Raw genomic sequence first — 20,560 nt, 5'->3', positions numbered from 1 at the left:
AACTCTATAATTGAGAATAATTCTTATTCTTAATTTACAGGATACGTGAGGAGTTGGAAAGAGAAAATGCTATCGCTACGACGCTATGTCATTCGCACAATCATCTGCAGTCTTCTTGCTATTACGGTATTGACGGGCTGCTCGACAAACAATGCGGAAACGAAGACGAATTCAACAGACCAACCAGGCAGCGTCGCTCAGACGATTACGATCCTCAGCCCAAAAGCCCCTTCGCTGATACCCGCTCTGGTCATGGAACAAAAGGAAGCAGCAGCAGGACTAACCAAGGTGGAGACGTGGGATACGATTGAGCAATGGCTGGCACGTGTTCAAAAGAACGATGCCCCATTTTTTTCGGCACCGATCAATGTAGGGGCGAACATGTATGCCAAGGGTCTTGCCCTGCAGCTGCTCAACGTCAATACTTGGGGATCGATGTATTTGATCTCGATTGATCCTGCCGTGAGTGACCTTTCCAAGCTGGAAAATGAGACCGTCTATATTCTGGGACAGAGCGGACCACCGGATATTTTGACCCGTTATTTGCTGCAAGGAAGGGTTGGAAGGAAAGATCAAGCTATCTTACGGAGTGCTACCCGATATGATGCAGCAATTGGCTGCGGGAACGATCAAGCATGCTGTTCTCCCTGAGCCTGTACTGAGTGGGTTGCGGGTAAAGCTGAATGGAAAAGTGAACGAAGACATTGATTATCAGAAAACGTGGCGAGACACGTTCGGGGAGGATTTACCGCAGACGGGTATGTTCGTCAATCGGGAATGGGCAAAAGCGCATCCAAAAGAGGTGGCGGTTTTTCAGAACAACTATCGCCTGGCACTGCAACAGACGATCGGAAATCCACAGGAAGCAGTCAAACTGGCAGCTTTGCCCTTCGGTATGCCGAGGCTGCACTGACTCAGGCGATGCCGCACATGGGTCTGATTTTTAAAGACGCGCAGGAAGCAAGGCTGGAAGTGGAGCGTTATTTCATAATCCTCCTGAATTTCTCGCCTGATTCTATTGGAGGAGCATTGCCGGATGCAGGTTTTTACTACGGTTCGTAACAACTGGCACAAGGCTTCCACTTATCTCATTCTGCTTGCATTGTGGGAAGGGCTGGCTCAACTCTATCCTCCCGTGATTTTGCCGGGACCGCGGGAAACTGTGGCAGACATTGCTCGTGCTAGGTGAAAAGGGAGTTTTATGGGAGCCGCTCTGGCTTTCCTTTGTACGCCTGTTTGTCGGATTCGGACTGTCCTTTTTATTCGGAACGGGGCTCGGCTGTGGGCCGGAGTTCAGGAACGAGTTTACCTGTTTGTCAGACCTGTTGTCGCTTTGCTGCAAGCGATACCCCCGGTTTCCTGGATGCTGCTTGCGATCCTGTGGCTCGGCGTAGACGGAGGCGCACAAACATTTGTCGTGGCCGTTGCCCTGTTTCCGGTCTTCTTCTTTACCTCCATCCAGGGGATTAGGCAGGTTCCTCATGAGCTGTTGGAGATGGCGCAGGTCTTTCGGGTCAGCCGCAGCAAGCAAGTGAGAGATATCGTGCTGCCTGCCCTAGCCCCGTTTTGGTCTGCGGCTTTGACAGTCAACATAGGGACTGGCTGGAAGACGATTGTCATGTCCGAATTAATTAGCGGACAAACGGGGATAGGTGCTGCGATGAATACGGCCAGAATCTATTTGAAAACCGAGGAAGTCATGGCCTGGACGCTACTCGTTGCTCTTTTGGGCATGGGTCTAGAAGGGGTGGTACGGAAATACACTGCTTCGGGTATCGGGAAAACAACCTTGCTTCGAATGGCTGCAGGTTTGGGGAAGCCGACAGCAGGGACCATTCACCGCAGCGAGGAAGGGCGTATAGGCTTTGTCTTTCAAGAACCGAGATTGCTGCCTGCCAAAACCGTGCTTGAAAACGTGAAGTGGGTAATCGAGGAGAAACACGATGAAGCAGTCCATCGCCGAGCGCTGCATCTATTAAAAGAAGCCGAGCTGTCTTCGTCCCTTCATGATTATCCTGATCAACTCAGCGGCGGGATGAGACAGCGTGTAGCCGTTGTTCGCGCCTTTGTCTCTCTTCCGGAACTGCTCTTTATGGATGAGCCGTTTCAAAGTCTGGATGCTGCGACACGCGATGAGATGCATCGGCTTTTTCTGTGGCTATGGCAAAAAGAAAGACCGACCGTCATGCGTGTCACACACGATCGCGAAGAAGCGCTGGCGTTAGGTACGCGCATCATTGTTCTGGGTGGGTCACCCGCGAAAATCATGGGTGAAGTGTCTGCGACGGCTACAGATCACACAGGCAGGCCGCGTTTTTCCGAAGCAGCGAAGGCTCGGCTGAAGCAGATGACGGTCGATACAAAACTTATTCAGGATGAGGAGAGATATGGATGAGAGACACGATATACCCGTTGAGCTGGAATGACCCTATTGTGATCCGATATGAGAAAACGATTCCATTGAAAATTCCTGGCTACACTCATTTGTACGAGATGACAGATCGCTTGATAGCCACACAGCTAACAGTAGACGCTCCAAAACGCATTTTGGTAATCGGAGCAGGAGGCGGTCAGGAGATCGTTACACTGGGATCTAGACATGCGAATTGGGGGTTTACGGGTGTTGATCCTTCTGCACAGATGCTGGAATTGGCAAAGCGGCGGACAGCAGCGGCCGATTTGACTGAGCGGAGCTTTTTTGTGGAAGGAACGATCGAAGACCTTCCCGAAGAACAAGAGCACAATTACGATGCCGCCACTTGCCTGCTTGTTCTTCATTTTCTAAAAGGATTGCAACTAAAAAAAGACTTGCTTCAGGAGATCGCCAAACGATTGAAGCCCGGAGCGCCTTTTTGTCTGGCTGCCATCAGCGGTGATCCACATACAGCGGCATTCTCTGTGCAAATGAGCGCATGGAAACGCCATATGCAAGACAATGGCATCGGGATTCCGGAGTGGGAGCGATTTGCGGCATCGATTGGCAACGAGTCTGATCCCGTATCAGCAACGGTGGTACAGGCGCTTTTAGAAGAAGCAGGATTCAGGGAACCCACCCGTTATTTTGGTTCCTACCTGGTTGATGCTTGGTTTGCCATCAGAGAGTAGCAGGTGGATGACATGATGAAACGACAACGCTTTTTCATGATGACGGCGATCTGTCTGGGCGCATTCCTTTCTCACTTTACAGCTGGGATTGTGAATGTCTCCTTGCCGCAATTGACACGAATTTTTCAAACAGATCTAGAAATGGCGCAATGGATTACGACGGGTTATTTGCTCGTGATAGCTTCTTTGCTTCCTGTCATGGGTAAGCTGGGGGATCGCTATGGTCATCGCTTGCTCCATAATTTTGGTTTTTTACTCTTTACCGTGAGCTCCATGTTGGTAGCTTGCTCCACGTCGATATCCATGCTGTTGGCGCTGCGGATTGTGCAAGCAGTCGGAGCAGCCATGTTCCAAGCGACCAATATTGCGCTCATTACGATTCATATCCCCAAGGAAATGCGAGGGAGAGCGATGGGAATTATGAGCACGGCGGTAGCGCTCGGCGGGATGACTGGGCCGATTGCTGGAGGCTTTATTGCGGTCTGGTTTAGCTGGGAATGGCTGTTTTTGATTCACGTTCCCGTATCAATCGTTGCGACTGGGCTGGCATTTCGCTATATCCCTGCCCGCAGTCACAAGAAACAGGCAGGCTCGCTTGATATCGTTGGTGCAGCGCTATTCATGGTAGTTGTGAGCGCAGTTATCTTTGCGATCTCTAATGGAAACGAGTGGGGATGGGGTTCTGCAGGGATGCTCATATTCTATGGGATTGGAGCTGTCAGCATATGGATGCTTGTGAGCTGGGAAGCAGGGCAGGCTAAGCCGTTTTTGCCACTGGCTGTCTTCCGTAATCTGGCCGTATCATCTGGGCTGTTTATCAGCTTATCAGCCTTCCTGCTTGCCAATCTTGTTTTGGTTGTCCTGCCTTTCTACTTACTAGGAATGGCAAGTGTATCGCCGCTGACAGTTGGGTATATGATGACCGCTTATCCGCTATTATTGGCGTTTGCCGGCCCGCTTGCTGGCTGGGCATCTGATCGTTTTCGGGCCAGACCGATTATGCTTACAGGACTGTTTGCCATGGGCACTGGCTCACTCATTCTAGCGCTCTATCTGGAATCGTTGTCGCTAATGGAAATCGTTTCTGTGTTGGCTGTGATGGGAGCAGGGATGGGACTGATTGCTTCGCCAAACAATAGCTACGTCATGCGGCACGTTCCAGCAGAGCATGCTGGAACGATCGGGGGAATGATCGCTTTGACACGCAATGCAGGGATGGTAGTAGGCGCAGCCTTGGGTCTGGGAGTCATAAATGGCGGTACGAGCAGAGGACTTGAGGCGACAGCAGCAGCTTATCGAGCCGTGTTTGAAATTGGGGCCTGGGTTTGTCTGGCCAGCGTGTTGATCTGGGGGTATAGCGTACGAGTGGAGTGGAAAAGAAACCATAATCGAACGAAAAGACAGAGTTTACATTAAGAGTGAAAAGGACGAGGGATCTTCATGAAGGATACAATCATTGTTGTTGGCGGATACGGTCATGTAGGGGCTACGATTTGCAAGGAACTGGGTGAAGCTTATCCAGGCAAGGTTTATGCAGCGGGACGAAATCGGATGCGGGCGGAAGCTTTTTGCCGGGAAACAGACGGGAATGTCTTGCCACTGCAGCTAGATATCAGCAAACCAATCGAAGCCAATCTATTATTAGAGAGTGTCAAGCTGGTGGTGATGTGCCTAGATCAAACAGATACGGCATTTGCGGAGGCATGTCTTCGCAGCGGAACGCATTACATGGATGTGTCAGCGAACGGTGCCTTTCTTTCTCGATTAGAACTGTGGGGAGAGAGTGGAGAGAGCGTCGGGACAGGGGTGCTCAGCATTGGACTGGCGCCCGGATTAACGAACCTGCTGGCGAGCGAAGCCCAGCAGTTATTGGACGACGTAACCGACATAGGGATAACCATTATGCTGGGATTGGGAGACAAGCACGGCAGGGCAGCCATCGAGTGGACGGTCGATAATCTCTGCACCCGCTTTGAGGTTACAAAGAATCATCGTCGCGAGACCGCAGCGAGCTTTACAGATGGCAAGCTCGTCGATCTCGGCACGGAGCTGGGGCGTAAAAAAGCGTATCGTTTCCCGTTTTCCGATCAGCAGACGCTGGCGCGTACACTTGGTGTGCCCACGGTATCCACACGTCTGTGTTTTGACCAGGATTGGATGTCCCGGGTGGTCGCGGGTCTTCGTACCATTGGAATTTGCGGTTTGCTCAAGCAGTCAGGCGTTCGGCGGGCTGCCATCGAAGCGTTTGAAAAGTGGAAGCTAGGTGACGACCGGTTTGCCATCAAGATAGAGACTCGGGGAAGAGCGGGAAATAACGAGGCAACGGTGGAGTGTCTGCTGCATGGCAAAGATCAGTCGAAAATGACCGCTAAGGTGGCTGCCGAGGTAGCTAAATCGCTTTACAGCACAGGATTTTCGCCTGGCGTGTACCATATTGAACAGTTGTTTAAATTGGAGCAAATGAGAAATTGGCTGGAAAAAGAAGCTTCCCTGACCGTAACTGTCAGGGGAGCTGACTTATCATAAAGCTAACGATGACTTCCTATACTGACTAGGGGAAGAAAAAGGGGGCTATTATGATGACAAACCATGTAAAAACGATGTACGACTTCCATACGTGGGCCAATCAAACGATGCTGAAACGATTGAAGGAACTTCCACAAGAGGTCTACTCACAGGAAGTGCAGAGTGTTTTTCCGACAGTGGCAAAAGTGATGGCTCATATTTATATCGTAGATCAGGCCTGGCTTCGCATAATGTCTGGCATGGATATGCGCGAGGCAGTGAGCAATGTGGGGGAAATGGAAAAACAGTTGGAGACGAAAACCGTGGAAGAAATAGAGAGCCTGTATACCGAGCTGGCAGAACGGTTCCAAGCTTTTCTCGACCACGAAGAAGATTTGGAAAAGCGGATCGTTCTCGATAATCCATACGCGGGAGTACGGGAGACCAGCCTCGCAGAAATGGTATTGCAAGTGGTTAATCACGGAACGTACCATCGCGGCAATGTGACCGCTATGCTCAGGCAAATGGGCCATGCTTCAGTCATGACCGAATACGCCGCTTATTGGTATTGGCGCTAAATCATTGGTGAGTAGCGCGCTCTGAATGAAAAAAGGCTGCCGGAGTCTTCCCGGCAACCGGTGCTTCTAACGGGTATTACACTTTGCTAAAGAGGTTCTCTCCATTTTTAAATACGTGCATCACACGGCGGAAAGCAGAGAAGTCGGTTTGGGGGTCGCCATCGATGAGGACGACGTCGGCCCACTTGCCTACTTCTAAACTGCCTGTTTTGTCTTCGATGCCAAGCGCTTCCGCAGCCATATAGGTAGCGGCGTGAATCACTTCCAGCACAGACATTCCCTCTTCTTTCATGAGTTCCAGCTCCGTGGCAAAATCGCCGTGCAGGTTAAAGGGTGTCCCGGCGTCAGTGCCAGCGGCTATCTTGATGTTTTCCTGATGCGCTTTGCGGAAGCTGGCCCGATGAGGCACCATCGCTTCCTCGTTTTTTCTGACGGCAAATTCAGGAATGCCTGCGGCCGTTCCGTTTTTTACAATTTGGTAGGGAGCGGCCAGGGTAGGTACGAGATAGGTACTTTTCTCTTTCATCAATTGGATGGCTTCATCATCCAGTTCGACACCATGCTCAATTGTGGTGACACCTGCTCGTATCGCATTTTTAATGCCCTCGCAGCCTTGGGCATGGGCGGCTGTTCGTTTGCCAGCTTCGTTGGCTACTTGGCAGGCGATCGCCATTTCTTCTTCTGTCAGTTGTGACGCACCTGCTTTTACTCCTGGCGTTAGTCCGCCGCCTGTCGCCATCAGTTTGAGAAAGTCAGCGCCTTCCTTGATTTTCAAGCGTGCCGCTTTCCGCACTTCCTCTACGCCGTCGACTTCCGTTCCAAACATGTGGCAGTGACCGCCTGTCATCGTAATCGGCTGGCCGCAAGCGAAAATACGCGGACCTTTCACGATGCCTTCAGAGATTGCTTTTCGCAGCTCGATATCAATATTGTATTTGGAACCGCAGTTTCTTACGGTGACGACACCCGCCTGAATCTGTTTTTCGGCATGAACTAGTGCCCGATAGGCGGCTACACCTACAGAGTCGGCAACGGTTTTACTCATGGAATCGGCGGTGCCATCCATCGTCAGATGAACATGCAGGTCAATCAAACCAGGCAGTGCTGTGAGACTTCTCCCATCGATGATTCGATCAGCATGACTGCTGTAATCCGCTGTTCCGATTTCCAGAATGCCGGTTTCGTCGAAAAGAAGGTTGATGCTCTCTTGTTTGTTGCCACGTCCGTCATACAGTGTGACCGATTGAATGTACGTTTTCATGTTAAGCCCCTTTCTCCCATCCCACCTTGGTCGCACTCACTGCTTGTTTGCGTGTTAGCATACTCACAAGGATCAAGGCTGCTGTATTCAGGAAGACGGCGATAAAGCCGATATTCAATTCCTGGATTGCTTGGGGAAGACCAGGGAACAGCTCAGCGACAGTCAGACCTGTCAGCGTAATATAGACGACCGTGGCTACACCGATAATCATTCCGGCTGCAGCACCTTGCTTAGTGAAGAATCTGTTGTTGAAAAGACTTACGAGCAAGGCCGGGAATAATTGGGTCACGAAGTTATAGCCCATCAGAAGAAGTGTCATGATCGTACTGCTATTGAAGATCGCATAAAACATGCAGACGAGTGCCAGAATCGGCACGATCATTTTGGCCACGCGGCTCAGCTGCACATCTGTGGTGGCAGGAAACGCTACTTTGTAAATGTTTTTGGCGATAGCCGTCGATGCGGCCATGAGTAGCAGGGAGCCAGGTACAATGCCCGTCAGCAATCCGGCAGCGCCGATCAGACCAACGAGCCAAGGATCAAACGTCTGGATTGAAATTTTGAGTAGCGCCAAATCCCCATTAGAACCGGTGAGTCCGGGCACCTGCAGGATCGCTGTGAATCCCACGATAAGGACAAAGGGCAGCATCAGTGTATACAGTGGCATGATGATCGTATTTTTCTTGAAGACGTTGGTGCTTTTCGCTGAAAAATAAGCGGCGAAGGTATGGGGCCACATGCTAAAGCCGATGACAGTCAACAAGGTTGTGGAAATGAACCAGGAGAAGGATAGCCCCGTTTCAGGAACGAGCAAAAAGTTGGGCTTCGCTTCGTTGACTGCCTCAAACATCGATTGAATTCCGCCATAATAATGATAAGGAAGATAAATCCCTAAGAAGACAACGATTCCAAAAATTAAAATGTCTTTGATGACAGCAGTCCAGGCAGAGCCGTGAATCCCGGAAACGCTGACATAGATCGTTATGGCAACCACGGAGAACACAATCGCAAGCGATGGAGAGATAGAACCATACGAGGCTGCAGAGACAATGATCCCTAAGCCTTTGAATTGTAGAATCAGGTATGGAATGAGAGCGAGCACGCCGACAACCGCAACGAGAACACCCAGGCCTTTGCTGTTGTATTTAGTGGCAAAAAAGTCAGACTGGGAAACGAGCTTGTGTTCCTTGGCATACTTCCAAATCGGAGGAAGAAGCCAATAGCCAATCAAATAGCTTAAGGAAGAGGTACATAATATATAGAATGCCGGACCGCCTTTGGAATAGGACCAACCGCTAGTGCCGAGGAATGTGGATGTCGTATAAATTTCGCCAGCGAGCAAGAGAAAGACAAAGATGGTGCCAAATCCCCGACCGCCAACGGCCCACTGTTCCATGTTCATATCTTTTCCGCGTCTTGCCATTAACCCGAGATAGAGACACAACAAGAGAAATCCAAGCATAATCAAAAGGGCGGTATTCATGATGCATCTTCCTCCTTATCGAGCAGTCCGTTTCCCTTATCCAGTTGATAGATGGCCAGCATGGTTAGCGATGAGAGAACAATCCACAAAAGAATCCAGAACAGCAGGAAAGGCAAGCCGAATACATACGGAGTCACCTGATTGAAAACTACAGCACCGCCAAGCATCCCGACGAAGGGGATCAATACGAGCCAATAATACATCCTCATTTCCATGAACCTCCTGTCGCTTTCATGTTCAAAGAATCAGCCTGTCACAGGGGAGTTGTGAACGAGCTGGCCTCCTTTATAGACTTGTTTGATTCTTCTCTTTTCCTGGAGCAGCCTAATATCGTGGAGAGGATTCCCGTCAACGACGACGAGGTCCGCTATTTTTCCGGCTGCAATCACTCCCAAATCGCTTAGCTGCAGGGCTTCTGCTGCTAGTTGGGTGGCGCTTTTAATCGCATCCATTTCGGACAAGCCATTTCTCACCAGACACTCGAGCTCGTAAGCATTTTCCCCGTGGTAATTAAAAGGAGTTCCCGCATCTGTACCCGCAACGATCTTCACACCTGCGGCAATCGCTTTTTGCAAATTGGCTTCGTGCGCAGTCTGATAGTACTCCACTTTTTTGATGTGATGCTCCGGGACACCGCCGGCTCTACCGTATTTGATCGTCTTGAAGGCTGCTAGGGTAGGAACGAGATACGCCTTTTTTTCGAGGAAAAGCTCAATTCCAGCTTCGTCGAGGAAGGTTCCGTGCTCGATCGTTCTGACGCCAGCATTCAGTGCATTGTGAATCCCATCTACGCCAATCGCGTGTGCGGCAGTTACTTTCTCGAATTTGACTGCTTCTTCTACGGCAGCTTTCATTTCGTCGATCGTCAATTGGGCTACCGTGCCTGGGCCGGGAGACATTCCGCCGCCAGTTGCCATCATCTTGATGTTGTCTGCTCCCAGCTTCAATTGCTCTCGGGCAGCTCTTCTGGCTTCGTCGACACCGTCTAGGACGACTCCGATGCCATCCACATTCACGCCCGGAGGAAACATATCTCCATGACCGCCCGTAATCGTCAATGCCTTTCCGCTGGCAAAAATTCTGGGCCCAACAATGATGCCTTCTTCGACTGCCTTTTTAATCGCGATATCAATATGTCCTTTTTCACCCATGGTCCGTAGAGTGGTGAAGCCAGCCGCAAGTGAGCGCTTTGCTCGTTCCACGCCCTTGATGGCGGCAAATGCCGGTGTATCCATGACCATCGCAGTAAAGGTGCTTGCTTCTCCTGCCATGCACAGGTGAACGTGCGTATCAATCATGCCCGGCATCAGCGTCATCCCATGGAGGTCGACGATTTCTGCCTCACGCGCTTGCTGTATGAGTGTTTCGTCATACATTCCCGCATACGTGATTCTCTCGTTTTCTACGATGACCAAAGCATCTTTTTGGGCTGTGCTGCCGATGCCGTCAATGAGTGTAGCATTCTTGAAAATGAGTACGTGTGCCATAGTGAATGCCTCCCTTTTCTGGGCAGTAATTTCCTGTCGCCTTTTACCGTGTGACGAGCAGGTGGGCGATCTTATCCAAGGCCGTCCGGATATCCGCCTCCGTATTGTAAAAGTGAGGGGCGATGCGAATCACATCATTACGAGCGGATACGATCACACCTTCAGCTCGCAGCAACAGCTCCATATGGGACGCATTCTCGATGTGGATCGCGGTATTGGCCGCTTTTTTGCTGAGGTCCAGTGGGCTGGCTACGCGAAGTTCCTTTTCCTGGGCGTATTCAATAGCAACAGACGACAGATGCTCAAGGTAGCTCTCGATTTTGTCTACTCCCAAATCGTTCAGCATCACTAGGCCTGCGTGGGCGACATAAGCATTAATCATGGGTGGGGTACCTGTATCAAATCTTCTTGCCCCTTCGGCAAAATCGAGTGTTTGCCCGTCAAAAGCAAACGGATTGATACGTCCAAACCAGCCGGTAGTAATAGGCTGAAGCTGCTCGGTCAGCTCTTTTCGGACGTACAAGAAAGCGATTCCAGGAGTCCCCAGCATAAATTTTTGCGACCCTGTGGAAAGAAAATCGATGTCCATGTCCTTCACGTCGATCTGGATGCTTCCGGCTGCCTGGTAAGCATCGACAAACAGATAGGAGCCGCGGGAATGCACGATGGAAGCGATTTTCTTTACGTCCTGCTTGAAGCCGTTGTAAAAAGAGACAGGAGCAATAGACGTCACTAAAGTTTGCTGATCAACATTTTGTTCGTACGCCTCAAGCGGAATCTCATGGTCTACAGCGGAAATGAATGAGACTTTTGCCCCGCGTTTTCTTTGGGCGAGCCAGACATGACCGATACTGGGAAAGTCTAGCTCTGTTGTGACGACCTTGTTTCGTTCGGTAGAGAAATCGAGGGCCGTGGCAACTGTAGAGGTGGCATCCGAGACCGATGAAAGAATGGCGATTTCATCAGGGGAAGCGTTGATCAATTTGGCGAAGGAATCCTTGGCTAGCGCGACTCGCTCCATCCATTTGTCCCAATTCATGCCTTCCGTCTGCCAGCCCGTAACGTATTCCTCGATGGCAGCTTTGACCTGAATACTGATGGCACTCTGTGAGCAGCTGGACAGCTGGATATGTTCTTTTAGAATGGGAAAATACTCACGATGTTTGGGAAATGTCATGTACGTATGCTCCTTTTTTGGATGAAATAGTAACGGAAGTTTGATTAATCGGAATAAAAGATTGATAAGTGATTAAATTTAGACTATTTGATGGATATACTATAACGTGAATTGAAGTTAAAAATATGTAAACTACTTTACAGGATGCGAAAGAAATCAGTACAAGACGATGAGGAAGAAAGTTAGCTCGCTTGGTTGACAAAAGGAAAAATCAGTCCTATAATTATCTTAAATTAGAGATATTAATCAAAAAAGTCTTGTGCCTTTCCATCTTCCTTCCCCAAGTTCCGTTGTTTTTTCAAACGCAAATGGAGATGGGCATTAAGATAGTCTTTCTCTTATATATCTTAAATTTGAGATATATAAATTTGTAGAGAACGTTCCGATTTCCCGCACAGAAATGGAAGAGATCTTGAATCTCGTCAAGTTTGCGCCATCCGCATTTAATTTGCAGCATACCCACTACGTTGTGGTCACAGATCCTGAAACGAAAGAGCGAGTATATGAAGCGGCACAGAGACAATATAAGGTAAAAACAGCCTCGGCGGTCATTCTGGTTTTGGGTGACAAAGAAGCTCATCAAAATGTGGGACCGATTCATGAGGGACTGCTTCATTTAGGTGTGATGGATCAGCGGGAATTTGATCATACGGTTTCTTCTGTGCAAGCCTTTTACGAGGAAGGCGGAGATTCATTCAAACGGGACGAGGCAATCCGCAATGCGAGCTTGTCCGCCATGCTCTTCATGCTTACCGCCAAGGAAAAGGGGTGGGATACATGTCCGATGATTGGATTTGATCCGGAAGCGATCCGCCAAATTCTGAACATACCTGATCAATATGTGCCGGTAATGATGATTGCCATCGGAAAAGAAGACGTGTCCAGTCAGCGAGTGAGAGGCTACCGCAAACCGGTCGGCGAATTTGTCAGCTACAACAAGTTCCAGGCTTGAAAAAAACAGGTTTAGAACAAATGAATCAATTAAACAGGAGGTTACTCAAATGACACAACATACAGCTGGCATTCACCATATTACGGCGTTTGTAAAAAGTGCGCAGGATAACGTCGATTTCTATGCAGGTATCCTGGGACTCAGACTCATTAAAAAGACGATTAACTTTGACGCTCCAGAAGTATATCATCTGTATTTTGGCAATGAAGTAGGCAGTCCAGGTACTACGATAACCTTTTTTCCATGGGAGACAGCTCGTTCTGGACGTGTGGGTGGTGGACAGGTGGGCTATACGACCTTCCTCGTTCCGGTCGGGTCTATGCCATTTTGGGAAGAGCGGTTGAATAAATTCGGCGTAGCGTACCGTCGGGTGGAGCGTTTCAATGAGACCTATCTGCAGTTTGCTGACAAAGACGGTTTGCAGCTGGAGATCGTAGAGCGTGAGGGTGGCCCTGCAAGCAATTGGACTTTTGGCGGCGTTCCAGCAGATAAAGCAATCAAAGGATTTGGAGGGGCCATTCTGTACAGTGTTGTTCCAGACCATACGATGGCTGTGCTAGAAAAGCTGATGGGACTGCAAAAAGTAGGCGAGGAAAACGGGCTTGTGCGCTTCCGAGCAAGCGGAGATTTGGGGAATGTCATTGACATCAATGCAGCCCCAATGGCCAGAGGTGCAGGTGGAGCGGGTACTGTCCATCATATCGCATGGCGAGCCAAAGACGATCAGGATCATCGCGAGTGGCAGGAACGCGTGGCGCAGTCGGGATTACAGCCAACCGACATCATTGATCGGCAGTATTTTCACGCGATCTATTTCCGCGAGCCGGGCGAAATTCTCTTTGAAATTGCGACTGATCCTCCAGGCTTTGAGCGGGATGAACCATTCGAGTCGTTGGGTGAAAAATTGATGCTGCCAGAGTGGTATGAGCCACATCGTGCCGAAATTGAACAAGGCTTGACGCCGATTACCGTACGTGTGCTGGAGGGCGATAAGGAATGAAACACATTTTTCGTAAAGGAACCGATCCTGGTGCACCAACCTTGCTGCTTCTTCATGGAACAGGAGGAAACGAGCACGATTTGCTGCCACTCGCTTCACGCATCCACCCGGGTGCCTCTGTCCTGAGTGTGCGGGGGAATGTATTGGAAAATGGCATGCCAAGATTCTTTCGGCGTCTGGCCGAAGGTGTTTTTGACGAAGAAGATCTGGTAATCCGTACACAGGAGCTGAACGAGTTTTTGGACCAGGCATCCGTCGAATACAAGTTGGAGCGGGACAACATCATTGCTGTCGGCTATTCCAATGGCGCTAATATTGCGGGCAGCCTCCTGTTCCATTATCCCGATGTATTACGGGGAGCGATTTTGTATCACCCGATGGTTCCACGGCGGGGAATTCCGTTGCCGGACATGTCGCAGGTTCCCGTATTTATCGGCGCGGGGACGAACGACCCGATCTGCTCACCGCAAGAATCGAAAGAATTGCAGCAACTGCTGACAGAGGCTGGCGCTTCGGTTACATTGCACTGGGAATCATACGGACATCAGCTTACCGGAATGGAAGTCGATGCATCCGCCAAGTGGTTTACGGAAACGTTTTGCGAGTAAGCGAATAAAAGGTTAGAGAGCAGCAGAATAGTCTATGACCCGGAAAAAGGAACGAATATGCTCATTTAATCAATTGTGTAAACCAAACTTGCCATAGATAGAAATCGTATGCTTAGCCATCGTTACGTGATGTGACGGTGGCTTTTTGTCGTCGCCCTCTTTATTTTGTTAAGGTTTGTTCATCATCCGTTCATATTGGCTCTCTATATTGATCTCATAACCGAATCCGCCAGTACGCGGGATGAAAAAGGAGAATGATCATGTATGCAGGAATGTATGTTACACATATAGCCTGAGACTGGCGTAACAAGGAGGAATCCGAATGAGAGTAACCGTGCTGATTGCGGATGACGATCCGCACATTCGCGAGTTGTTGCGATTTTATTTGACCAAAGAGGGATATCACATCGTGGCGGCTTCTGACGGAGAGAAGGCTGCCCTCCTTTTAGAAGAGGAAGTCATTCATCTAGCGATCATAGATATCATGATGCCCGGAAAAAACGGTTTGGAGCTATGCCGTCAAATACGAGAGACGTACGATATTCCTGTCATCATGCTAACCGCCAAAGGCGAGGTGAGAGACAAGGAAAAGGGATTTCGGGCGGGAACAGATGATTACCTCACCAAGCCGTTTGAACCGACGGAATTGCTCTATCGCATCAAGGCTTTGCTGCGTCGTTACCAAATGGTCAGTAAACAAGTCATTGTCATGAACAAAACCGTAATTGATCGGCTGAGCCATGTGGTGAAGATCGGAGACGAGGTCATTCATCTTCCGCTCAAGGAGTTTGAACTGCTCGTCCAGCTAGCCAGCTTTCCGGACCGGACCTTTACAAGAGACGAATTGCTTGAGCTGGTGTGGGGAAGCAATAACGAGAGCGAGAGCCGGACCATTGATGTGCACATCAAGCGACTGCGGGAAAAATTTACGGACAAAACGGACGACTTTGTGATTTCTACCGTCCGTGGTTTGGGCTACAAACTGGAGGTAACAAGCTCTTGAAATCCCTTTACGTGCGACTTGTCCTCACGTTTATTGCCATCGTCATCATCAGCGGGACACTCGGTTTTTTGCTGGCGAATGAGTATTATCAGCGCAATCTACGTGCGTATAATGAAGAAAAAATTACCCGGATCGGACAGCAGATCATCGACTTGTACGAGCATAATTCCCAGCTCGATATACAAGGGTTTATGATGCGCATCGCGAATCTGAACTTCCAGCTCTATCTCGTGGATGAAAAGGGAGTGAAAAGCGAATTCGGGGCGCCATTTCGTGAGCTTGAGGTCGCGCCTGAAGTTGTACAGAAGGTGTTGTCCGGTGAGATTTATCGAGGAATTACAGAAGAAAAGCACGGCTTGTTCGTGACCGGATTTTTTGAGAATACGCTTAAAAATAGTATCGGTCTGCCACTCACGGCAAATGGCAAGCGATACGCGCTGTTTGTACGTCCGAACATTGAGCAGCAGTTTGGCGAGGTTCATATTCTATTTGCCTTTCTGCTAGCGGCGATGTTTTTACTAAGCATGATATTGATCCTAGTTTTTACTCGCTATTTGGTGAAACCAATACAGATCTTAACAAAAGCTACGAAAAAGCTCGCAGAGGGCGATTATGATATTAGGCTGGACATTTTGCGGCGTGACGAAATCGGGGATTTGGCGGTAAATTTCACTCAAATGACGCAATCGCTCAAGCAGTTGGATCAGATGCGTCAGGAATTCGTCTCCAATGTATCCCACGAAATCCAATCTCCCCTTACTTCGATCCAAGGGTTTTCTCAAGCGATCAGAAGCGGGGGTGCGACTCGGGAGCAGCAGGAAGCATATTTAGCCATTATCGAGGAGGAGAGCCGTCGCCTATCCTCATTGAGCAAGCAATTGCTTACCCTCGCCTCCCTGGATAAAGAAACGAGCCAGTATGAACCGACGGTCTATCGTCTCGATGAGCAAATCCGGCAAGTGCTGCTCATGTTGGAGCATCAGTGGCAAAGCAAGGGGCTAACCGTAGAGCTGGATTTGCCGGAAACGTTGATTTTTAGTGACAAACAGTTGCTGAATCAAGTATGGATCAACCTGATATCCAACAGCATCAAGTTTACGCATCCCTCTGGAGTGATTTCGATCGGGATCCAAGTCGATACGCAAATCGCGGTGACGATTCAGGACAATGGTATCGGGATATCCGAAGATGAGCTGCAGCATATTTTTGACCGTTTTTACAAAGGAGACAAGTCTCGCAACCGGGAAGCGACGGGGAGTGGATTGGGACTGTCCATCGTGCGGAAAATTGTACAGGTAGCTGGTGGAACCATCCAGTTCCAAAGCAAAGAAAAAGAGGGAACGACGATAACCGTAAGTCTTCCCATTCATGAGAGTACCCCCTGAGCAGGACGGGCTTCGGGGGTTCTTTTGCGTATGCAGATCCAGGTCATAAAAGCGCGCTGACTCCATTACCTTAGGAGAAGGGATGATTCGACATACGAAAGAGGGACAAATTCGATGAGTGCCAGTCTCCAAGATTACCTGCTGATCCTTTTGACAGGGCTGTTCAGCGCTCCTCACTGCATGGGAATGTGTGGGGGAATCATGTCGGCAATGACCTTTCAGTCTAGGGCGTCGCTTGCGCAAACGATCATGGCGTACAATTTGGGCAGAATCATGACTTACATGGTAGTCGGTGCATTCATGGGATTTATCGGGTCATTTGTCAATGCGGCCGGGACGATCGTAGGTTTACAAGGCATCGCGAATATTCTCGGAGGTCTGTTTATTATTTTGTGGATCGCAAAAAAGGTCGCATTGCCGCTGGACAAATGGAGCCCATTGGAGCTACCCTCGATTCAAAAGCTGCTTCAACTCTTGAAAACGCGTTCGGGTGTAATCCCAGTCTTTGTCAGCGGTTTATTATTGGGCTTTTTGCCTTGTGGCTTAACTTATACGATGCACATGAGGGCAGCAGCCTCGGGAAGTGTCTTACAAGGGGCGAGCACCTTGCTGTTTTTTGGATTGGGTACACTTCCTGCGCTTGTTTTGGTTGGAGTATTTTCGTTTGTCCTGTCCAAAGCGCTGCGGTCCAAAGTAATGCTGATCGGCAATACGCTCGCCCTCGTTATTGGTGTAATCTCTATTCTGAGAGGAATGGTCATCAATGGCTGGATCCCGCATGTAAATCCGTGGATATGGTAAAAAGCTTACGGAACCGCTTCAAAGGCGTAGGTAGCCGTCACCGGTTTCCCGTCTATTTCAAAAGTAATCGTGGCCAGCCAATTTCCGACCATGGTCGGGACGACATTTGCGATATACTGGCCAGCCTCGGACTCTTCAGCCTGGAAGGAGACAGCGCCATGGTCCATATCTAGCATGGTTAGGGCAATGGATACGTTTGCCTGTTTCAGCTTGTCGACGTATTCGGCTGGTACGATAATGCGCAGTTGATTTTCTTTTAAAATCTTGGCGGGAGCAGGCTCAAGCTCGACTTGGAGAAGAATAGATTGTTCCTGTAATACGAGAGTAGGGGCTATCGAAGCAGCGGGAGCAGATGCTTCGTGGTGAGAATGCGCTTGTTGGTCTTGCGCAGAGCAGGCAGGAAGCAGCAAGAGAGGAAAGAGCGAGACTGCGAACACGAACGCCGAAGCCGATTTTCTCAGGACACTCACCACTTTCACGATACATATTAGGATCTTTTCATTACTTCCATGATTGCAAGCACCTTATCGTATTCACGCATTCGGCATTTCATACGTCCTCTTCTATAAATTTGTCGCCACGCATACGATTAAAGGGGGACATGTTTTGGAAATAAAGGGGCGTTCATATATGACGACAGTGCAAATTTATCAAGTAAAGGGAATGACCTGCGCTGCTTGTGCCAACCGTATAGAGAAGCGATTGAAGAAGACAGACGGCGTAATTGAGGTTCAGGTCAATTTGACTACGAACAAAGCGCGCGTTGCCTATGACGGTGCACAAATCAATGATCAGGAAATCATAGAGAAGATTGAAAGATTGGGCTTCCAAGCTACATTGAATCTCGAAGAACCGCATTCGGAAAAAACAATATTGCTGCAACGCTTTATCCTATCTGCTATCCTCACGCTGCCTCTGCTCTGGGCGATGGCTTCCCACTTTTCTTTTACACAGTTTATCTGGGTACCTGAAATGTTTTTGAACCCCTTTTTCCAGTTTGGACTCGCATTGCCCATCCAACTTTTCATCGGACAATCCTTTTATATAGGCGCCTGGAATGCACTTCGCAGCAAGACCGCCAACATGGATGTACTCGTCGTACTCAGTACCTCGGCTGCTTTTTTGTACAGCCATTACCTGACCTTCACGTCAATCGGACTTCCTTTTCACGGTCTGACCCTCTACTACGAATCGTGTGCGGTCATTTTTACCTTTTTACTGTTGGGCAAATATTTGGAGGCGATGGCCAAGGATCGGACGAGAAATGCCATCAGGCAGCTCCACCAGCTCCAGCCCAAGGTAGCCAACATCCTGCGCAATCAGGATTTATACGAAGTTCCCGTGGAAGAGCTGGTTGTAGGGGATATTTTTATTGTGAAACCGGGTGAACGGATTCCGACGGATGGTCTCGTCCTGGAAGGGCATGCAAGCATTGATCAATCGATTTTTACAGGCGAAAGCCTTCCGGTAGAAAAATGGAGCGGCCACACTGTCATTGGAGCGACGGTAAATCAAAGCGGTTGGCTAAAGGTGCAGACAACGAAAGTCGGTAACGATACGGCATTGACACAAGTGATTAAAACGGTGGAGGAAGCTCAGCTCTCAAAAGCGCCCATTCAAAGGCTGGCCGATGAAATTACCGATGTTTTTGTCCCGATCATTATTACGATAGCCTTGATTACCTTTGCAGCCTGGTATTATTTTTTTACCGCGCAAGCATTTGGCGAATCACTCGAAAAAGCGATTGCGGTTCTCATCATTGCGTGCCCATGTGCACTCGGACTCGCCACGCCCATGTCTATTTTGGTAGTATCAGGACGTGCAGCGCAGCTTGGCATTTTATTCAAGCAGGGTAAGTATTTGGAGACACTGCAAAAGGTAGATACGGTCATATTCGACAAGACAGGCACGTTGACGCTAGGTAAGCATGAGGTTGTGGAGGTCGAAGCGCGGGGCTGGGGAAAAGAGAGATTCTTGCAGCTCGTTGCGGGAGCAGAGATGACTTCTGAGCACCCGTTGGCTGCGGCAGTCGTTGCCTACGTCAAAAATCAGGGAATCAGCATCCCGACTGCTTCAGCTTTCCAGTCCTATCCCGGATATGGAATTCAGGCAACGGTAGAGAGACATTCCGTCCTGATCGGTTCTCCCAAGTTTTTGGTTGGCAATCACATAGACGTCTCCTTCATCATGGGAAAAGTAGAAGCACACGCGGCCTCAGGGAAGATGGTCACGCTTGTTTCGATTGACACGAAGTTGGCAGGCTATCTGGTTTTGTCCGACATAGTAAAAGTGGATGCGCTGCCATCCGTTCAGCGGCTGAAAAGACTGGGCAAGGAAATCCTCATGATTACCGGAGACAACCCTTTTACTGCCCGGAGTATTGCCAGACAAGCAGGAATCGAGCGCGTATATGCCGGGATTTTGCCGTCACAGAAAGCGGAATTGATCAGAGGCTTGCAAGAAAAAGGGAAAAAAGTAGCGATGGTCGGTGATGGGGTAAACGATGCGCCCGCGCTGATGGCCTCCAATATCGGCATCGCACTGGGTACAGGGGCAGATATCTCCAAGGATTCCGCTGACATTTTAATCATGCACGGAGATGTAAAAGGAGTCGTGCACGCTTTTACATTAAGCCAACAAGCGATGAAGAATATCAAACAAAATCTGTTTTGGGCTCTTTTCTATAACACGATTGCGATTCCAGCCACCATGCTCGGCTTTTTGGAACCGTGGCTAGCAGGGGTAGCTATGGCATTCAGCTCTGTCTCGGTGGTGTTGAATTCACTTCGCCTGCGAAGCAGCAAAATGGGATGAAAGAAAAAACCGAGCTATCAGGTAGCTCGGATCGGTGTTCGTTGTTCCTTTGCGTGCTCAACCCCGGCAGAAATAAGATGGCGCACGTGGTCATCATCCAGCGAGTAGAATACGAGCTTCCCCTCTTTACGGAACTTGGCGAGACCCATATTGCGCAGCAATCGCAAATGGTGGGAAGTATTGGCGATCGAGCTGCCGATGACGGCGGCTATGTCGCAAACACACAGCTCATCTTCCATAGACAAGATGTGAATAATTTTGGCACGGGTGTCGTCAGCCAGCGCCTTGAAGATTTTGGCCACACCTTCTGACTCGGTTGCGTACGGCTTTAACCGGTTTACTTTTTCATCATCAAAACACTGAATTTCACAGACGTCATCCCGCTGTTTCGGAGACACCAG

Annotated in this window: 23 protein-coding genes; 16 read left to right on the top strand and 7 right to left on the bottom strand. The window is 49.4% G+C overall.

The window, feature by feature from the left end:
• Positions 1 to 66: 66 nt before the first annotated feature.
• Genes ACIFQN_RS02835 through ACIFQN_RS02795 form a run of 9 tightly spaced genes read left to right on the top strand, consistent with a single transcriptional unit; the run spans position 67 to position 6,188 of the window.
• The gene (locus ACIFQN_RS02835) at positions 67 to 651 is read left to right on the top strand and encodes a hypothetical protein (protein ID WP_429831518.1); all 585 of its coding nucleotides are present in this window, start codon (positions 67 to 69) and stop codon (positions 649 to 651) included.
• Positions 602 to 913: a hypothetical protein gene (locus tag ACIFQN_RS02830; RefSeq protein ID WP_429831517.1), complete on the top strand. Its 312-nt coding sequence runs from the start codon at positions 602 to 604 to the stop codon at positions 911 to 913. Before ACIFQN_RS02835 ends, ACIFQN_RS02830 begins: the two co-directional genes overlap by 50 nt.
• Before the next feature lie 17 nt (positions 914 to 930).
• Positions 931 to 1,062, top strand: coding sequence for a hypothetical protein (locus tag ACIFQN_RS02825; RefSeq protein ID WP_429831516.1), 132 nt, complete (start codon positions 931 to 933; stop codon positions 1,060 to 1,062).
• Entirely contained in the window at positions 1,037 to 1,189 is a 153-nt protein-coding gene (locus ACIFQN_RS02820) for a hypothetical protein (RefSeq protein ID WP_429831515.1), read from the top strand. The genes ACIFQN_RS02825 and ACIFQN_RS02820 overlap by 26 nt, the downstream gene beginning before the upstream one ends.
• A 12-nt stretch (positions 1,190 to 1,201) precedes the next feature.
• Complete coding sequence (locus tag ACIFQN_RS02815) at positions 1,202 to 2,395, top strand: ATP-binding cassette domain-containing protein (RefSeq protein ID WP_429831514.1); 1,194 nt, start codon at positions 1,202 to 1,204, stop codon at positions 2,393 to 2,395.
• Positions 2,392 to 3,105, top strand: coding sequence for a class I SAM-dependent methyltransferase (locus ACIFQN_RS02810; RefSeq protein ID WP_429831513.1), 714 nt, complete (start codon positions 2,392 to 2,394; stop codon positions 3,103 to 3,105). The genes ACIFQN_RS02815 and ACIFQN_RS02810 overlap by 4 nt, the downstream gene beginning before the upstream one ends.
• Positions 3,106 to 3,117: 12 nt before the next feature.
• Positions 3,118 to 4,521, top strand: a complete 1,404-nt coding sequence (locus tag ACIFQN_RS02805) for an MFS transporter (protein WP_429831512.1) — start codon at positions 3,118 to 3,120, stop codon at positions 4,519 to 4,521.
• A 24-nt stretch (positions 4,522 to 4,545) separates the two neighbouring features.
• The gene (locus ACIFQN_RS02800; protein WP_429831511.1) at positions 4,546 to 5,631 is read left to right on the top strand and encodes a saccharopine dehydrogenase family protein; all 1,086 of its coding nucleotides are present in this window, start codon (positions 4,546 to 4,548) and stop codon (positions 5,629 to 5,631) included.
• Between the two features lie 53 nt (positions 5,632 to 5,684).
• Complete coding sequence (locus ACIFQN_RS02795; protein ID WP_429831556.1) at positions 5,685 to 6,188, top strand: DinB family protein; 504 nt, start codon at positions 5,685 to 5,687, stop codon at positions 6,186 to 6,188.
• 76 nt (positions 6,189 to 6,264) lie between these two features.
• On the opposite strand, the gene ACIFQN_RS02790 is transcribed toward ACIFQN_RS02795, so the two are convergent.
• The 5 genes from ACIFQN_RS02790 to ACIFQN_RS02770 are packed head-to-tail and all read right to left on the bottom strand — an operon-like array spanning position 6,265 to position 11,596.
• Positions 6,265 to 7,449, bottom strand: a complete 1,185-nt coding sequence (locus ACIFQN_RS02790) for an amidohydrolase family protein (RefSeq protein ID WP_429831510.1) — start codon at positions 7,447 to 7,449, stop codon at positions 6,265 to 6,267.
• Position 7,450: 1 nt separating this feature from the next.
• A complete protein-coding gene (locus ACIFQN_RS02785; RefSeq protein ID WP_429831509.1) occupies positions 7,451 to 8,932 on the bottom strand; it encodes a sodium:solute symporter family protein in 1,482 nt (493 codons plus the stop codon).
• Entirely contained in the window at positions 8,929 to 9,141 is a 213-nt protein-coding gene (locus ACIFQN_RS02780) for a DUF3311 domain-containing protein (RefSeq protein ID WP_429831507.1), read from the bottom strand. The genes ACIFQN_RS02785 and ACIFQN_RS02780 overlap by 4 nt, the downstream gene beginning before the upstream one ends.
• A 36-nt stretch (positions 9,142 to 9,177) precedes the next feature.
• Positions 9,178 to 10,419 (bottom strand): amidohydrolase family protein, encoded by a 1,242-nt coding sequence (locus ACIFQN_RS02775; RefSeq protein ID WP_429831505.1) that lies wholly within the window; start codon positions 10,417 to 10,419, stop codon positions 9,178 to 9,180.
• 43 nt (positions 10,420 to 10,462) lie between these two features.
• Positions 10,463 to 11,596, bottom strand: coding sequence for an aminotransferase class V-fold PLP-dependent enzyme (locus ACIFQN_RS02770; protein WP_429831504.1), 1,134 nt, complete (start codon positions 11,594 to 11,596; stop codon positions 10,463 to 10,465).
• Between the two features lie 340 nt (positions 11,597 to 11,936).
• Between ACIFQN_RS02770 and ACIFQN_RS02765 the strand changes: the two genes are divergently transcribed.
• The 6 genes from ACIFQN_RS02765 (at position 11,937) to ACIFQN_RS02740 (ending at position 17,345) form a co-directional block, all read left to right on the top strand.
• A complete protein-coding gene (locus ACIFQN_RS02765) occupies positions 11,937 to 12,548 on the top strand; it encodes a nitroreductase family protein (protein WP_429831555.1) in 612 nt (203 codons plus the stop codon).
• A 49-nt stretch (positions 12,549 to 12,597) separates the two neighbouring features.
• The gene (locus tag ACIFQN_RS02760) at positions 12,598 to 13,548 is read left to right on the top strand and encodes a ring-cleaving dioxygenase (protein ID WP_429831503.1); all 951 of its coding nucleotides are present in this window, start codon (positions 12,598 to 12,600) and stop codon (positions 13,546 to 13,548) included.
• Positions 13,545 to 14,156: an alpha/beta hydrolase gene (locus tag ACIFQN_RS02755; RefSeq protein ID WP_429831502.1), complete on the top strand. Its 612-nt coding sequence runs from the start codon at positions 13,545 to 13,547 to the stop codon at positions 14,154 to 14,156. Before ACIFQN_RS02760 ends, ACIFQN_RS02755 begins: the two co-directional genes overlap by 4 nt.
• A gap of 322 nt (positions 14,157 to 14,478) precedes the next feature.
• Positions 14,479 to 15,159 carry a response regulator transcription factor gene (locus ACIFQN_RS02750; protein WP_429831501.1) on the top strand — a complete coding sequence of 227 codons (681 nt, stop codon included), beginning with the start codon at positions 14,479 to 14,481 and terminating at the stop codon, positions 15,157 to 15,159.
• On the top strand, positions 15,156 to 16,544 hold the full coding sequence (locus ACIFQN_RS02745; protein WP_429831500.1) for a sensor histidine kinase: 1,389 nt from the start codon (positions 15,156 to 15,158) through the stop codon (positions 16,542 to 16,544). Before ACIFQN_RS02750 ends, ACIFQN_RS02745 begins: the two co-directional genes overlap by 4 nt.
• Positions 16,545 to 16,658: 114 nt before the next feature.
• Positions 16,659 to 17,345, top strand: coding sequence for a sulfite exporter TauE/SafE family protein (locus tag ACIFQN_RS02740; RefSeq protein WP_429831499.1), 687 nt, complete (start codon positions 16,659 to 16,661; stop codon positions 17,343 to 17,345).
• Positions 17,346 to 17,350: 5 nt separating this feature from the next.
• On the opposite strand, the gene ACIFQN_RS02735 is transcribed toward ACIFQN_RS02740, so the two are convergent.
• Positions 17,351 to 17,824: a FixH family protein gene (locus ACIFQN_RS02735; RefSeq protein WP_429831498.1), complete on the bottom strand. Its 474-nt coding sequence runs from the start codon at positions 17,822 to 17,824 to the stop codon at positions 17,351 to 17,353.
• A gap of 151 nt (positions 17,825 to 17,975) precedes the next feature.
• Here ACIFQN_RS02735 and ACIFQN_RS02730 point away from each other — a divergent pair, with 151 nt between their 5' ends.
• Positions 17,976 to 20,159: a heavy metal translocating P-type ATPase gene (locus ACIFQN_RS02730; protein WP_429831497.1), complete on the top strand. Its 2,184-nt coding sequence runs from the start codon at positions 17,976 to 17,978 to the stop codon at positions 20,157 to 20,159.
• A gap of 17 nt (positions 20,160 to 20,176) precedes the next feature.
• Here the strand turns inward: ACIFQN_RS02730 and ACIFQN_RS02725 are convergent, their stop codons facing one another.
• On the bottom strand, positions 20,177 to 20,557 hold the full coding sequence (locus tag ACIFQN_RS02725; RefSeq protein WP_429831496.1) for an ArsR/SmtB family transcription factor: 381 nt from the start codon (positions 20,555 to 20,557) through the stop codon (positions 20,177 to 20,179).
• Positions 20,558 to 20,560 lie beyond the last annotated feature (3 nt).

This window comes from Brevibacillus sp. NRS-1366 (assembly GCF_050467985.1).
This window is presented reverse-complemented; position numbering and strand designations above follow the sequence as displayed.